Origin of the sequence: Micromonospora okii (genome assembly GCF_020884795.1) — a bacterium.
In the GTDB taxonomy this organism is placed as follows: domain Bacteria; phylum Actinomycetota; class Actinomycetes; order Mycobacteriales; family Micromonosporaceae; genus Micromonospora; species Micromonospora okii.
The window spans coordinates 205,696-220,542 of record NZ_BBZF01000015.1 but is presented as its reverse complement, the minus strand read 5'-3'; the positions used below and the strand labels follow the sequence as shown (position 1 = coordinate 220,542).

Annotated in this window: 12 protein-coding genes; 6 read left to right on the top strand and 6 right to left on the bottom strand. The window is 73.1% G+C overall.

The window, feature by feature from the left end; all coding sequences use genetic code 11:
- The first annotated feature begins 2 nt into the window (after window positions 1-2).
- From whiA to secG, 5 genes are all read left to right on the top strand, one after another.
- Window positions 3-983 carry a DNA-binding protein WhiA gene (whiA, locus tag LPU43_RS10495; protein ID WP_229400083.1) on the top strand — a complete coding sequence of 327 codons (981 nt, stop codon included), beginning with the start codon at window positions 3-5 and terminating at the stop codon, window positions 981-983.
- A gap of 278 nt (window positions 984-1,261) precedes the next feature.
- Window positions 1,262-2,266, top strand: a complete 1,005-nt coding sequence (gene gap, locus LPU43_RS10490) for a type I glyceraldehyde-3-phosphate dehydrogenase (protein ID WP_229400082.1) — start codon at window positions 1,262-1,264, stop codon at window positions 2,264-2,266.
- Complete coding sequence (locus LPU43_RS10485; RefSeq protein WP_229400081.1) at window positions 2,263-3,486, top strand: phosphoglycerate kinase; 1,224 nt, start codon at window positions 2,263-2,265, stop codon at window positions 3,484-3,486. The genes gap and LPU43_RS10485 overlap by 4 nt, the downstream gene beginning before the upstream one ends.
- Window positions 3,487-4,278: a triose-phosphate isomerase gene (gene tpiA / locus LPU43_RS10480; protein ID WP_229400080.1), complete on the top strand. Its 792-nt coding sequence runs from the start codon at window positions 3,487-3,489 to the stop codon at window positions 4,276-4,278.
- A gap of 94 nt (window positions 4,279-4,372) precedes the next feature.
- A complete protein-coding gene (secG, locus tag LPU43_RS10475) occupies window positions 4,373-4,627 on the top strand; it encodes a preprotein translocase subunit SecG (RefSeq protein WP_229400079.1) in 255 nt (84 codons plus the stop codon).
- Window positions 4,628-4,804: 177 nt separating this feature from the next.
- Here secG and pgl read toward each other — a convergent pair whose 3' ends face one another.
- The 6 genes from pgl to tkt all read right to left on the bottom strand — a co-directional run bounded on the left by pgl (window position 4,805) and on the right by tkt (window position 13,338).
- Complete coding sequence (gene pgl / locus LPU43_RS10470; protein ID WP_229400078.1) at window positions 4,805-5,575, bottom strand: 6-phosphogluconolactonase; 771 nt, start codon at window positions 5,573-5,575, stop codon at window positions 4,805-4,807.
- A gap of 126 nt (window positions 5,576-5,701) precedes the next feature.
- Window positions 5,702-6,718: a glucose-6-phosphate dehydrogenase assembly protein OpcA gene (locus LPU43_RS10465; protein WP_229400077.1), complete on the bottom strand. Its 1,017-nt coding sequence runs from the start codon at window positions 6,716-6,718 to the stop codon at window positions 5,702-5,704.
- A 31-nt stretch (window positions 6,719-6,749) separates the two neighbouring features.
- Window positions 6,750-8,306, bottom strand: a complete 1,557-nt coding sequence (gene zwf / locus LPU43_RS10460; RefSeq protein WP_229400076.1) for a glucose-6-phosphate dehydrogenase — start codon at window positions 8,304-8,306, stop codon at window positions 6,750-6,752.
- 2 nt (window positions 8,307-8,308) lie between these two features.
- Complete coding sequence (locus LPU43_RS10455; RefSeq protein ID WP_229400075.1) at window positions 8,309-9,937, bottom strand: glucose-6-phosphate isomerase; 1,629 nt, start codon at window positions 9,935-9,937, stop codon at window positions 8,309-8,311.
- Between the two features lie 67 nt (window positions 9,938-10,004).
- A complete protein-coding gene (gene tal / locus LPU43_RS10450; protein ID WP_229400074.1) occupies window positions 10,005-11,183 on the bottom strand; it encodes a transaldolase in 1,179 nt (392 codons plus the stop codon).
- A 16-nt stretch (window positions 11,184-11,199) separates the two neighbouring features.
- On the bottom strand, window positions 11,200-13,338 hold the full coding sequence (gene tkt, locus LPU43_RS10445; protein ID WP_229400073.1) for a transketolase: 2,139 nt from the start codon (window positions 13,336-13,338) through the stop codon (window positions 11,200-11,202).
- Window positions 13,339-13,601: 263 nt separating this feature from the next.
- On the opposite strand from tkt, the gene LPU43_RS10440 reads away from it, so the two are divergent.
- On the top strand, window positions 13,602-14,585 hold the full coding sequence (locus tag LPU43_RS10440) for a heme o synthase (protein ID WP_229400072.1): 984 nt from the start codon (window positions 13,602-13,604) through the stop codon (window positions 14,583-14,585).
- The last annotated feature ends 262 nt before the right edge of the window (window positions 14,586-14,847 follow it).

The window sequence follows — 14,847 nt, the reverse complement described above, 5'->3', positions numbered from 1 at the left end:
ACATGGCGATGACGGCTGCGGTCAAGGACGAGCTGAGTCGGGTCGACGTGCCCAAGCCCTGCTGCCGTCGGGCGGAGATGGCGGCGCTGCTGCGCTTCGCCGGTGGGCTGCACATCGTCTCCGGCCGGGTGGTCGTGGAGGCCGAGCTGGACACGGGGGCGGTGGCCCGGCGGCTGCGCCGCGAGGTCGCCGAGGTGTACGGCTACCCCAGCGAGATCCACGTCCTGGCCTCCGGCGGGCTGCGCAAGGGCAGCCACTTCATCGTCCGGGTGGTCAAGGACGGCGAGGCCCTGGCCCGGCAGACCGGCCTGCTGGACGTGCGGGGCCGGCCGGTGCGCGGCCTGCCGCCGCACGTGGTCGCCGCCAACGTCTGCTGCGCCGTGTCGGCGTGGCGGGGGGCGTTCATGGCGCACGGCTCGCTGACCGAGCCGGGCCGCTCCAGCGCCCTGGAGATCACCTGTCCCGGCCCGGAGTCGGCGCTGGCCCTGGTCGGCGCGGCCCGGCGCCTCGGCATCACCGCGAAGAACCGCGAGGTGCGCGGCGTGGACCGGGTGGTGGTCAAGGACGGCGACTCCATCGCCGCGCTGCTGACCCGTATAGGAGCACATTCCAGCGTGCTGGCCTGGGAGGAGCGCCGGGTGCGCCGCGAGGTGCGGGCGACGGCGAACCGGCTGGCCAACTTCGACGACGCCAACCTGCGCCGCTCGGCGCGGGCCGCGGTGGCCGCCGCCGCCCGGGTGACCCGGGCGTTGGAGATCCTCGCCGAGGACGCCCCGAACCACCTCACCTCGGCCGGGCAGCTGCGCCTGGAGCACCGGCAGGCGTCCCTGGAGGAGCTGGGCGCCCTCGCCGATCCGCCGCTGACCAAGGACGCCATCGCCGGGCGCATCCGCCGGCTGCTGGCGCTGGCCGACAAGCGGGCCCGCGACCTGGGCATCCCGGATACGGAAGCGGCAGTCACGCCCGACATGCTCGTGGTCTGATGGGACGGTGGCGGTAGGCGCGGGTGGACGGCGGCGCGGCGGGGCGAAGATCACCACCCCGTGCGGCGCGGCGGGGCACGCTCGGATAGGGTCGCTGCGTACGGCAAGGGGGCCGGCACCGGCACTCCTCGCCGTGCTCACCGCCCCTGGCGGTCAGGGTCTCTTCCGACCGCGGCGGGGTGGCCGAACGAACTGTCAACGGCCGGCTCCGACGACCGGCGCACACGCGTCGGCCCCGGGCTGACGCCGGCGGATCACAACGCGAGGAGATGGGACCTGTGACCATCCGGGTTGGCATCAACGGCTTCGGCCGCATCGGCCGTAACTTCTTCCGGGCCGTGCTGGCGTCCGGCGCGGACGTCGAGGTCGTGGCGGTCAACGACCTGACCGACAACGCGACGCTCGCCCACCTGCTCAAGTACGACAGCATCCTGGGCCGCCTGCCGCAGGAGGTCAAGGCCAGCTCCGACGAGATCACCGTCGGCGGCAAGACCATCAAGGCGTTCGCCGAGAAGGACCCGGCGAAGCTGCCGTGGGGCGACCTCGGCGTGGACGTGGTGATCGAGTCCACCGGCTTCTTCACCGACGCCACCAAGGCGAAGGCGCACGTCGACGGCGGGGCCAAGAAGGTCATCATCTCCGCCCCGGCGAAGAACGAGGACGTCACGGTCGTCATGGGCGTCAACCACGACGAGTACGACCCGGCCAAGCACACGATCATCTCGAACGCCTCCTGCACCACCAACTGCCTCGCCCCGATGGCCAAGGTGCTGCACGACACGTTCGGCATCACCAAGGGTCTGATGACGACCATCCACGCGTACACGCAGGACCAGAACCTCCAGGACGCGCCGCACTCCGACCTGCGCCGCGCCCGGGCCGCCGCGCTGAACATCGTCCCGACCTCCACCGGCGCGGCGAAGGCGATCGGCCTGGTCCTGCCGGAGCTGAAGGGCAAGCTGGACGGCTACGCGCTGCGCGTGCCGATCCCGACCGGCTCCGCCACCGACCTGACCGTCGAGGTCGGCCGGGAGACCACGGTGGACGAGGTCAACGCCGCGCTGAAGGCCGCCGCCGAGGGCCCGCTCAAGGGCGTCCTGGTCTACAACGAGGACCCGATCGTCTCCGCCGACATCGTCACCGACCCGGCGTCGTGCATCTTCGACGCGCCGCTGACCAAGGTGATCGGCAACCAGGTCAAGGTCGTCGGCTGGTACGACAACGAGTGGGGCTACTCCAACCGCCTGGTGGACCTGGTCAAGCTGGTGGGTAGCTCCCTGTGAGCATCCGCAGCCTCGACGACCTGCTCGCCGAGGGGGTGTCGGGTCGGCGCGTGCTCGTGCGCGCCGACCTGAACGTCCCGCTCGACAAGCAGACCGGCGCCATCACGGACGACGGCCGCATCCGCGCGGTGCTGCCGACGCTGACCGCCCTGACCGGGGCCGGCGCGAAGGTCGTGGTCTTCTCGCACCTGGGCCGCCCGAAGGGCGCGCCCGACCCGCAGTTCAGCCTCCGTCCGGTCGCGGACCGCCTCGGCGAGCTGCTCGGCGCGCCGGTCCGGTTCGCCGAGGACACCGTCGGCGACTCGGCCCGCTCCACGGTGGACGCCCTCGCCGACGGCGAGGTGGCCCTGCTGGAGAACCTGCGCTTCAACAAGGGCGAGACCAGCAAGGACGACGCCGAGCGGGGCGCGTTCGCCGACCAGCTCGCCGCCCTCGGCGAGGCGTACGTCGACGACGCGTTCGGCGCGGTGCACCGCAAGCACGCCAGCGTCTTCGACGTGCCGGCCCGGCTGCGGCACGTCGCCGGCCGCCTCGTGTTGCGTGAGGTGGAGGTGCTGGCGAAGCTCGCCGGCGAGCCCGAGCGGCCGTACGTGGTGGTGCTCGGCGGTTCCAAGGTCTCCGACAAGCTCGCGGTGATCGAGGCGCTGCTGCCGAAGGTCGACCGGCTGCTCATCGGCGGCGGCATGTGCTTCACCTTCCTCAAGGCTCAGGGCCACGAGGTGGGCACGTCGCTGCTGGAGGAGGAGATGGTGGAGACCTGCCGCAACCTCCTGGAGCGGTCCGAGGGTAAGATCATGCTCCCGGTCGACGTGGTGGTCGCCGACGCCTTCGCGCCCGACGCCGCCCACGACACGGTGCCGGCCGACGGGATCCCGAGCCACCGGCTGGGCCTGGACATCGGCCCGGAGACGGTCGCCGGGTTCGCTGCCGCGATCAAGGACGCCGCCTGCGGCGAACCGGGAGGCGCGCGGACGATCTTCTGGAACGGCCCGATGGGCGTGTTCGAGATGCCGGCGTTCGCCAACGGCACCCGGGGTGTCGCCGAGGCGATCGCGAAGTCCGACGCGTTCAGCGTGGTCGGCGGCGGTGACTCTGCGGCGGCGGTGCGCACCCTCGGCCTGGACGAGTCCTCGTTCGGCCACATCTCCACGGGTGGCGGCGCTTCCCTGGAGTACCTGGAGGGCAAGACCCTCCCCGGCATCGCGGCTCTGGAGAACTGAATGGCGAGCACCACCCGCCGGCCGTTGATGGCCGGCAACTGGAAGATGAACCTGAACCACTTCGAGGCCAACCTGCTGGTGCAGAAGTTGGCCGCGAGCCTGAACGAGAAGCAGCTCACCGACGTCGAGTGCGTCGTGCTGCCGCCCTTCACCGACCTGCGCACCGTGCAGACGGCGATCGAGGGCGACAAGCTGCTGATCGGCTACGGCGGGCAGGACCTGTCGCCGTACCCGTCGGGGGCCTACACCGGGGACATCTCGGGGGCGATGCTGGCGAAGCTCGGCTGCACGTACGTGGTGGTCGGCCACTCCGAGCGGCGGCAGTACCACCGCGAGGACGACGCGCTGGTCAACGACAAGGTGGCCGCCGCGCTGGCCAACGGGCTCACCCCGATCCTCTGCATCGGCGAGGGCCTGGAGGTCCGCGAGCAGCTCCGGCACGTGCCGCACTGCTGCGACCAGCTCGACGGCGCGCTCCGGGGGCTCACCGCGGAGCAGGTCACCAAGGTCGTCGTGGCGTACGAGCCGGTCTGGGCCATCGGGACGGGCAAGACCGCCACTCCCGAGGACGCCCAGGAGGTGTGCGGGGAGGTCCGCAAGCGGCTGGTCGAGACGTACGACCAGGCCACCGCGGACCAGGTGCGAATCCTGTACGGCGGGTCGGTGAAGTCCTCCAACGTCGCCTCGATCATGGCTCAGCCGGACGTCGACGGGGCCCTGGTGGGCGGTGCGAGCCTCGACGGCGAGGAATTCGCCAAGATCTGCCGCTTCCCGGAGCACATCAGCCGCTGACGGCTCGCTATCCTTGATTCCGCCCGTCCGCCGGTCGGTGCCGCGTGCCCGACCTGTCCGGGCGAGGATCGCAACGAGAGGACTGACCCCAGCCATGCCGATCTGGTTCGCCTACACGTTGATCGTGTTGTTGTCGATCACGAGCATCCTGCTCACGCTGCTGATCCTGCTGCACCGAGGCAAGGGCGGCGGAATGTCGAGCATGTTCGGCGGTGGGGTCAGCTCCAGCCTCGCCGGTTCCTCGGTGGCCGAGAAGAACCTGGACCGCTACACCGTCCTGGTGGGCATCGTCTGGTTCGCCTGCATCATCGGGCTGGGCCTCTGGCTGCGCCTTCAGCTCAACACCTGAGAGCCAGCCTGCCGAGTCGTACGAACTGCGCGCGGTCCGTCACCCGACGGGCCGCGCGCAGTCGTCTGCCCAGCGGGTCCGTCCTCGCTCCGGCTCCCGCCGCACGTCGGCCCGCGCTGGTTAGGAAGGGCACCTTCCTATACCGGAAGCGTTAACAAGGTGCCCTTCCTTGCACCGTCAGCGGAGGCTGCGGAAGCGGGGCGGGACCTCGGCCGCCGCCGCCCGGTCCAGCAGCCAGAGCGTGCGGCTCACGCCCCGCGCGCCGGCCGCCGGAATCTGCACCGGGCCGGCCCCGGCGAGCGCCATCCCGACCGCCCGCGCCTTGTCGCCGCCACCGGCCACCAGCCAGACCTCCTCGGCCGTGTTGATGGCCGGCAGGGTCAGCGTGGTGCGCACCGGAGGCGGCTTCGGGCTGCCCCGCACCGCGCTGACCGGGCGGCTGTCGTGGTGCACCGGGTGCCCGGGGAAGACCGAGGCCACGTGCCCGTCCTCGCCCACCCCGAGCATCAGCACGTCGAAGTGGGGGAGCGCGGCGTTCCCCGGGCGGGCCGCGCGGGCCAGCTCGGCGGCATACCCGGCGGCGGCGGCCTCCGGGTCGGCCCCGGCCGGGCCGTCGGACGCCGGCATCGCGTGCACCCGGGCCGGGTCCAGCGGCACCGCGTCCAGTAGCGCCGCCCGCGCCTGCGTCTCGTTGCGATCCGGGTCGCCGGCCGGTAGGAACCGCTCATCGCCCCACCAGACGTCCACCCGAGACCAGTCGACCGCGTCCCGGGCCGGCAGCTCGCCCACCGCCCGGTAGACGGCGGCGGCGATCCGCCCGCCGGTCAGCACCATCGACGCCTGGCCGCGCTCGGCCTGCGCGTCGAGCAGCTTCACCACCAGCCGGGCCGCCACCGCCTGCGCCAGCAGGCCGGCGTCGGCGTGCACGGCGACACTCGCCTCACTCATGTGTTGTGCCTTCGTCTCCGGGCCGCCGACCGACGGCCCTGTTCCTCGTCGTGCCGGGGGCCGGGCGGCCCTCCACGGGGGCGGCGCGCCCCGGGCGGGCCGCCGGGGCCCGGCCGGGAAGCGCCGTCACGGGGTCGCGCTGGTGCCGGCGTGGGCGGTGACGCCCGCCTCGGCCCGCTTCGCGGTCGCCGGGTCCTTCCAGACGTGCACCCGCTGGCCGGGCCGGGCGTCCAGCCCGTCGACGCCGGCCACCGCGCCCAGCGCCTCGGCGTAGACCTGGTCGGCGTCCAGCCGGCGCAGCTCCTCGGCCAGCTCGTCGCCGAGCGGCCGGCGGACCAGCGGAAGCTGCCGGTCGGTCTGCCCGGTGCGCTGGAAGGTGGCCACGCTGTCCTCCCGGGTGAGGGTCAGCACGTCGCCGTTGGCGCAGGTCAGCCGCACCTCCCGCATGCGGGGGGCGTCGTCGCTGGGCTCCCAGTGCGGGGTGATCCCGAGCCGGCTGCCCAGCCAGCCGCACATCAGCGCGGCCGTCGGGTCGGTCGGCGGGGCCACCACCCGGGCCTCGGTGACCCGCGCGTCGGTGGTGTCGAACGCCCCCGCCACCAGCGTGCGCCACGGGGTGATCCGGGTCCACGCCAGGTCGGTGTCGCCGGGGGCGTAGTCCCGGGCCCGCAGCCGCAGCGCCTCGATCGGGTCGGCGGCCTGCGCGCAGTCGGTGATGCGGCGGTCGGCCACCACGCCGAGGAAGTCCGTCGCGATCTCCGCCGGGGGCTCGCCGTGCCACCACGTCACCACCGGCACGTCGGGCACCAGCAGCGGCATCACGACCGACTCGGCGTGCAGCGCCAGCCGGCCGTACATCCGGGTCACGACCGCCTCGCACGGGCCGAGCCGGCCGCCGACGACGATCTCCGCGTCCAGCCGGTTGCGGTCCCGGTCGACCTCGGAGCGGACCACCACGAGCAGCCGGCACGGGTGGGCGGCGGCAGCTATGGTCGCCGCGGCCTCCGCCTCGCGTACCCGCTTCTCGTCGACCACCACGATCAGGGTGAGCGCCATGCCGCTGGCGACGCCGCCGGCGCTGCGCCGCTCCGCGGCGAGCGCCTTGACCACCTCGTTGCCGGTGGTGTCCCACAGCCCGATCAACGGAACCTCCTGGTTCGCTCGCTTCGCTCGCTCACGCTCTCCGCCAAGCCCGGCCCTCGCGGGCCAGCATCTCGTCGGCGGCCCGGGGCCCCCACTCGCCGGCCCGGTACGGCTCCGGCTTCGTGCCCGCCCAGGCGTGCTCCAGCGGGTCCACCACCGCCCAGCTCTGCTCGACCTCGGCGGCGTCCGGGAAGAGGGTACGGTCGCCGATGAGCACGTCCAGCACCAGCCGCTCGTACGCCTCGGGGCTGGACTCGGTGAACGCCTCGCCGTACTGGAAGTCCATCGCGATGTCGCGGACCTCCATCGTGGTGCCCGGCACCTTCGAGCCGAACTTCAGCACCACGCCCTCGTCGGGCTGCACCCGGATGACGAGCTGGTTGGTGCCCAGCATCTCCATGTCCGCCGGGTTGAACGGCAGGTGCGGCGCCTTCTTGAACAGGATGGCGACCTCGGTGACCCGCCGGGGCAGCCGCTTGCCGGCCCGGATGTAGAACGGCACCCCCGCCCAGCGGCGGTTCTGGATGCCCAGCTCCACGGCCACGTACGTCTCGGTGGTCGAGTCCGCCGGGACGCCGTCCTCGTCGAGGTAGCCGACCGCCCGCTGCCCGGCGACCCAGCCCGGGAGGTACTGCCCGCGCACCGTGCCCTGGGAGATGTCCTTCGGCAGGGTGATCGCCTTGAGCACCTTCAGCTTCTCGGTCCGGATCTCGTCGGCGTCGAAGCTCGTCGGCTCCTCCATCGCCACCAGCGCCAGGAGCTGGAGCAGGTGGTTCTGGAGCACGTCGCGGGCGGTGCCGACCGAGTCGTAGAAGCCCGCCCGGCTGCCGATGCCGACGTCCTCGGCCATCGTGATCTGCACCGAGTCGACGTACTTGGAGTTCCACAGCGGCTCGAACAGGCTGTTGGCGAACCGCAGGGCCAGGATGTTCTGGACGGTCTCCTTGCCCAGGTAGTGGTCGATGCGGAAGACGTCCTGCCGGGTGAAGACGTCGTCGACCAGGTCGTTGAGCTCCTTGGCCGAGGGCAGGTCGTGGCCGAACGGCTTCTCCACCACCACCCGACGCCAGCCGTTGCACTTGTCGTTGTCGGCCATGCCGGTGCGGGCGAGCTGCTTGAGCACCACGGGGAACGCCGCCGGGGGGATGGAGAAGTAGAAGGCGGCGTTGCCGTGGATGCCGTGGCTGTCCCGCAGCTCGTCGAGCGTCCGGTCGAGCTGGTCGAAGGCGTCGTCGTCGTCGAACGAGCCGCCCACGAACTTGATGTTGCCGGAGAGGCGGGCCCAGACCTCCTCCCGCCAGGGTGTGCGGGCGTGCTGCTTGGCCGCGTCGTGGGCCAGCGACTCGAAGTCGCCGTCGCCCCAGTCGCGCCGGGCGAAGCCCAGGACCACGAAGCCGGGGGGCAGCAGCCCCCGGTTCGCCAGGTCGTAGACCGCCGGTAGCAGCTTCTTCCGCGCCAGGTCCCCGGTCACCCCGAAGATCACCAGAGCGCAGGGCTCCGGGATCCGCGGCAGCCGCCGGTCCTGCGCATCGCGCAGCGGGTTCACCGGATTACTGCCTCCTCGCTCCGCTGATGTCACGTCTTCCATCGTCACGCTCGTAGTTGCCGGACCGCGTCGAGCAGCTCGGCCACCCCCGCCGCCCGGTCGGTCAGGTGCAGTCGCAGCACCGGCCGCCCCCGGTCGGCCAGGGTCTGCCGGTCGCCCGCGGCCTGGGCCGCCTGGAGACCGCCGAAGGTGTACGGCCTCCCGGGCACCTCCAGATCATTGTCGACCGTACCGGTCACCTGAAGGAAATTCCCCGTCCGTGGGCCGCCCCTGTGGTACTGGCCCGTCGAGCGCAGGCAGCGCGGCCCCCAGTCGAAGGTCACCGGCCGCCCCGACGCCTCAACCAGCAGCGGCCGGAGCCCCGCCACGGCGGCGTCGCCGGCCGGGTCCAGGTACGCCAGCACCGCCAGGTAGCCGTCGCCGCCGACCCCGTCGAGCAGGTGGCGCAGCGCGCCGGTCAGGTCGGCCGGGCCGCCCGCCGGGGCGTACACCTCGATCGCGCCCCCGACCGACGACGGCGACCGCGCCGGCGGGCCCGAGGCGAGGGCGTGGGCCGTGTGCTCGGCGCACGCGTCGGCGTCGGGCTGGTCGAACGGGTCCACCCCGAGCGCCGCGCCGGCCACCGCCGTGGCGTACTCCCAGGCGAGGAAGTGCGCGCCGAGCGGGCCGTTGACCGCCAGGTCGGGGGCGAGGCCGCCGCCGGGCACCGCGCCGGGCGGCAGCGCGCCGCCGTAGCTGACGGTGAGCACGTCCGCGCCGGTGCCGCCGGGCGCGGCAGGGGACTCCAGCACGACCGGCAGGAGGCCGAGGCCGGCCTTGCCGGTCGCGGTGGCGAGGAGCTGTGCGATCCAGTCGCCGAGGGGGTCGAGCCCGCTGCTGTCGCCGGCGAGGGCGACCGTGGCCCGGCCCCGCGTGGCGGCGGCGGCCAGGGCCGCGCCGAGCGCCAGCGCGGGGTTGCCGGCGTCGCCGCCCAGGGACCGCGCCAGCGCCTCGGCCTGGTCGAGCAGCTCGGTCACCTCGACCCCGGCCAGCGCCGCCGGCACCAGCCCGAACGCGGTCAGCGCCGCGTACGGGCCGGTCACCTCCGGGTCGGCGAGCACGGTGACCGTGCCCAGCTCGGCGGCGGCCGTCTCCAGCGCCGAGCCCGGGTGGGTGACCGCCACGAAGTGCCGGCCGGCCTCCGCCTCGGTCAGGCCGGCGTCGAGGAACGCCCGCAGGTACGCCCGCCGGTGGGCGTCGGTCTCCACGGCGGTGCCCGGGGCGTCGGCCAGCACCACGACGGTGCGCTCCAGCCGGTCGGCCAGCGCCGCCCGGACCTGCCCCGGGTCGGTGCCGTCCAGCACGGTCAGCGGCCTGCCGAGGGTGCGGGCGATCGCCTCGCCCGCGAGGGCGGCCCCGCCGGTGCCGGCGAGCACGACGTGGTCGAGGTCCGCCAGCTCGGCGGTCAGCGCGGCGAGCTGGTCGATCAGCTCCCGGCTGCGCCGGTGGGTGTCCAGCCAGCCGAGCCGCCCCGGCCCCCACAGCGTGGGGTCCTGCGCGGCGATCCGCCCGGGAAGGCCCTGGGCGACCAGGGCGTCCCGGGTCGACGCCGGGGCGGCCGGGTCGACCGCGTCGGCGCCGTGCACCGCCAGCCCGGCGGACGCGTCCGCCGGGCCGGCGAGCAGGTCGCTCACGTGGCCGCCCCGGCCCGCAGACGGGACGCCCCGGGGCGGTGCCCCGGGGCGCGTCCGCGGGCGTGGGTCACGCGTTGCCCCCGGCCTGCTGCGCGGCCTCCGCGTTGCCCTGGGCGGCCTTGCTGGGCCGCCCGGTGCCCTTCGCCGCCGCGCCGAGCGACTTGCGGACCCCGTCGAGCAGCTCCTGCCAGCTCGCCTCGAACTTCTCCACGCCCTCCCGCTCCAGGGTGGCGATCACGTCGGACATGTCCACGCCGACCGACTCCAGGTCGGTGAAGACCTTCCGGGCCGCGTCGTACGCGCCGGTGATCGTGTCCCCGCGCGTCTCGCCGTGGTCGGCGTACGCGTGGATGACCGGCTCCGGCATGGTGTTGACCGTGCCGGGCGCGATCAGCTCCTCGACGTAGATCACGTCCCGGTAGTCCGGGTTCTTCGTGGAGGTGGACGCCCACAGCGGGCGCTGCGGGTGGGCGCCGGCGTCGGCGAGGGCCTGCCACCGGTCGGAGGAGAAGACCTCGCCGTAGCGCTCGTACGCGAGCTGGGCGTTGGCCACGGCGGCCTTGCCGCGCAGCACCTTGGCCTCGTCGGAGCCGATCTTCTCCAGCCGCTTGTCGACCTCGGCGTCGACCCGGGAGACGAAGAACGACGCCACCGAGCCGATCTTCGACAGGTCGTGGCCGTTGGCCTTCGCCTGCTCCAGGCCGGCGAGGAACGCCTCCATCACCTGCGAGTACCGGTCCAGGCCGAAGATCAGCGTGACGTTGACGCTGATCCCCTCGGCCAGGGTCGCGGTGATCGCCGGCAGGCCCGCCTCGGTGGCCGGGATCTTGATGAAGAGGTTCGGCCGGTCGACCAGCCACCACAGCGCCTTGGCCTCGGCGACCGTCTTGTCGGTGTCGTGGGCCACCCGGGGGTCCACCTCGATGGAGACCCGGCCGTCGACACCGTCGCTGCCGTCGTACGACGGGCGCATCACGTCGCAGGCCCACCGCACGTCGTACGTGGTGAGCATGCGTACCGACTCCTCCACCTCCACCCCACGGGTGGCGAGGTCGCGGAGCTGCCAGTCGTAGGTGTCGGCGTCCGCGAGCGCCTTGGCGAAGATCGTCGGGTTGGTGGTCACCCCGGCCACGTGCTGCTCCCGGCGGAGCTGGTCGAGCCCGCCGCTGCTCAGCCGCACCCGGGAGAGGTCGTCGAGCCAGACCGCCACCCCGGCGGCGGTGAGTTCACTAAGCCTGTCCGTCATGCCGTCCACGCTCCCCTCAGTTGCCGGTCGTGAAACCGGTGATGTCGCCCACCCGGGTCAGCGCCGCGTGCGCGGCGGCCACGATCCGGTCGGGGGTGAACCCGAACTGCTCGAACAGCACGGAGTGCGGGGCGCTCGCGCCGTAGTGCTCCAGGCTGACGCTCTCGCCCGAGTCGCCGACGACCCCGCGCCAGGACATCGCGATGCCCGCCTCCACGCTCACCCGTGCCTTTACCCCGCGCGGCAGCACCGACTCCCGGTACGCCTCGTCCTGCTCGTAGAACCACTCCTGGCAGGGCATGGAGACGACCCGGGTGGGGGTGCCGTCGGCCTCCAGGCGCTCCCGGGCGGTGAGGCAGAGCTGCACCTCCGAGCCGGTGCCGACGATGATCACCTGCGGCTTACCGTTGGAGGCCTCGGCCAGCACGTACCCGCCCTTGGCAACGCCCTCGGCCGGGCCCAGGGTCGAGCGGTCCAGCGTCGGCAGGGCCTGCCGGCTCAGCGCCAGCGCGGTCGGCCGGTCGGTGTGCTCCAGGGCCTGCCGCCACGCCCAGGCGGTCTCGTTGGCGTCGGCGGGGCGCACCACGTCCAGCCCGGGGATGGCCCGCAGCGCGGTCAGGTGCTCCACCGGCTGGTGGGTCGGGCCGTCCTCGCCGAGGCCGATCGAGTCGTGCGTCCACACGTAGACCACCGGCAGCTTCATCAGCGCGGCGAGCCGCACCGAGGGGCGCATGTAGTCGCTGAACACCAGGAAGGTGCCGCCGTACGGGCGGGTGCCGCCGTGCAGGGCGATGCCGTTGAGGATCGCGCCCATGGCGTGCTCGCGGATGCCGAAGTGCAGCGTGCGGCCGTACTCGTGGCCCGGGAAGTCCTTGGTGGCGTGCGCCGCAGGGACGAACGACGGCTCGCCCTTCATGGTGGTGTTGTTGCTCTCCGCCAGGTCGGCCGAGCCGCCCCACAGCTCCGGCAGCACCGGGGCGAGGGCCTCCAGCACCTTGCCGGAGGCGGCCCGGGTGGCGACGCCCTTGGCGTCGGCCGGGAAGGTCGGCAGCGCGTCGGCCCAGCCCTGCGGCAGCGCCCGCTGGGCCATCCGGTCCCACAGCGCCTTGCGCTCCGGGTCGGCCTTCGCCCAGCCCTCGTACGCCTGCTCCCACTCCCGCTGGGCCGCCGCGCCGCGCTCCAGCACCGTGCGGGCGTGGGCCAGGACCTCCTCCTCGACCTCGAAGGTCCGCGCCGGGTCGAAGCCGAGGAGCTGCTTGGTGGCGGCCACCTCGTCCGCGCCGAGCGCCGAGCCGTGGATCTTGCCGGTGTTCTTCTTGTTCGGCGCGGGCCAGCCGATGATGGTGCGCAGCGCGATGAACGAGGGGCGGGTGGTCTCCGCCTTCGCCGCCAGCAGCGCCCGGTGCAGCGCCTCGACGTCCTCGTGGTAGTCGCCCTGGTCGGCGTCGCCGGCGCGCCAGTCGACGGTCTGCACGTGCCAGCCGTACGCCTCGTAGCGGGCCGCCACGTCCTCGCTCTTGGCGATGCGGGTGTCGTCCTCGATCGAGATCTCGTTGTCGTCGTAGATCACGCAGAGGTTGCCGAGCTGCTGGTGCCCCGCGAGGGCGCTGGCCTCGTGGCTGATGCCCTCCTCGATGTCGCCGTCGGAGGCGATGCACCAGATGTCGTGGTCGAAGACCGAGGCGCCCGGCTCGGGCTCCGGGTCGAACAGGCCGCGCTCGCGGCGGGCGGCCATCGCCATCCCGACCGCGTTGCCCAGGCCCTGGCCCAGCGGGCCGGTGGTGGTCTCCACGCCCGGGGTGTGGCCGTGCTCCGGGTGCCCCGGGGTGAGGGAGCCCCACTGCCGCAGCGACTTGAGGTCGTCCAGGGCCAGCGGGTAGCCGGAGAGGAAGAGCTGGATGTAGAGGGTCAGGCTGGAGTGGCCGGCGGAGAGCACGAAGCGGTCCCGGCCGGGCCAGTTCGGGTCGGCCGGGTTGTGCCGCATCACGCGGTTGAAGAGGAGGTACGCCGCGGGCGCGAGGCTCATCGCGGTGCCCGGGTGGCCGTTGCCGGACTTCTCCACGGCGTCCATGGCCAGCACGCGGACGAGGTCGACGGCCCGGCGGTCGAGGTCGGACCAGTTGAGTGCGGGTTGCTCGGGACGGTTGACAGCCACGATGGTTGTGCTCCTCGGCAGTTGGGCGGAACCCTCGGTGATGACCCTATCGAGCGGTGCTAAACCTGCACCCTGGGATCTCGGCATGCCGTTTCGGTGCGGTTCGGGACCATCGCCCCTTGCACCCGGGAGTGTGACGGCCCGCACCGTTGTCGGGTCGCGCGGGCAGCCAAAACGACGACGCGTAGTGTGTGGGGCGGTGTGTGGACCCGGACGGGTCCGACCGACCCGACCTCCCCTGCCGACGCCGGAAGGTGGCACCCGTGAGCATGATCACCGAGCGCCCCGTCAGCAACTCTGCCGGGCAGCCGCCGGTGCGCACGGTGGCCGTGGCCGAGGCCCCGAAGGCCCTCCCGGCCGCGGCGGCGCCGCGGCGGGACGTCCGGGCGGTGGTCTCGGCGTACGTCTCGCTGACCAAGCCGCGCATCGTCGAGCTGCTGCTGGTCACCACCGTCCCGGCGATGATGCTCGCCGAGGGCGGGCTGCCGTCGCTGTGGCTCGTGGCCGTGGTGCTGGTGGGCGGCTCGCTCGCCGCCGGCGCGGCCAGCGTCCTCAACTGCTACATCGACCGGGACATCGACCAGCTCATGCGGCGCACGAAGCGCCGCCCGCTGCCGACGCACACCGTGTCGCCGCGCAGCGCGCTGGTCTTCGGCCTGGTGCTCGCGGTGATCTCGGTGGCGCTGATGGCGGCGTTCACCAACCTGCTGGCCGCCGGGCTGACGCTGGCCGCCATCGTCTACTACGACGTGGTCTACACCCTCTGGCTGAAGCGGACCACGGCGCAGAACACCTTCTGGGGTGGCGCGTGCGGGGCGGCCCCGGTGCTCATCGGCTGGGCGGCGGTGACGGGCTCGCTGGCCCCGGCCGCGTGGGCCCTCTTCGCGGTGGTCTTCTTCTGGCAGATGCCGCACTTCTACCCCCTCGCGATGAAGTACAAGGCGGACTACGCCCGCGCCGGCATCCCGATGCTGCCGGTGGTGGCCTCGGCCCGCCGGGTCAACGCCGAGATCATCGGCTTCGCCTGGCTGACCCTGCTCTCCTCGCTGGCCGTCTGGCCGCTCGGGATGGGCCCCATCTACGGCGTCACCGCGCTGGTCGCGGGCGGGGTCTTCGTGTACGAGGCGCACAGGCTGTGCCGCCAGGTGCGCGCGGGCGGGGCGGTCAAGCCGATGCGCCTGTTCCACTGGTCGTACGTCTACCTGACCATCGTCTTCGCGGCCGTCGCCGTGGACGCGCTGGTCTGATCCGTCGCCGCGACGCGGGCCGGGGCCTTGGCCCCGGCCCGCCGCCGTTCCCGGCCATGCCGCGCCGAAAAATCATGAACATTGATGAGTTGTCGGGCCTTCGGCATCCGTGGCGAGAAATGTCATCCCCTGCGCCGGGTCCGCTCAACCTGCGTCACTACGGGTAACTTTGCCGGGGCGCTATGCGGTTCCTAGTCCGGATATAACCGGTCGAATCGCCCCTGCCCGGGGCTAAACATGCGGGTAATGGGCATCACAAATT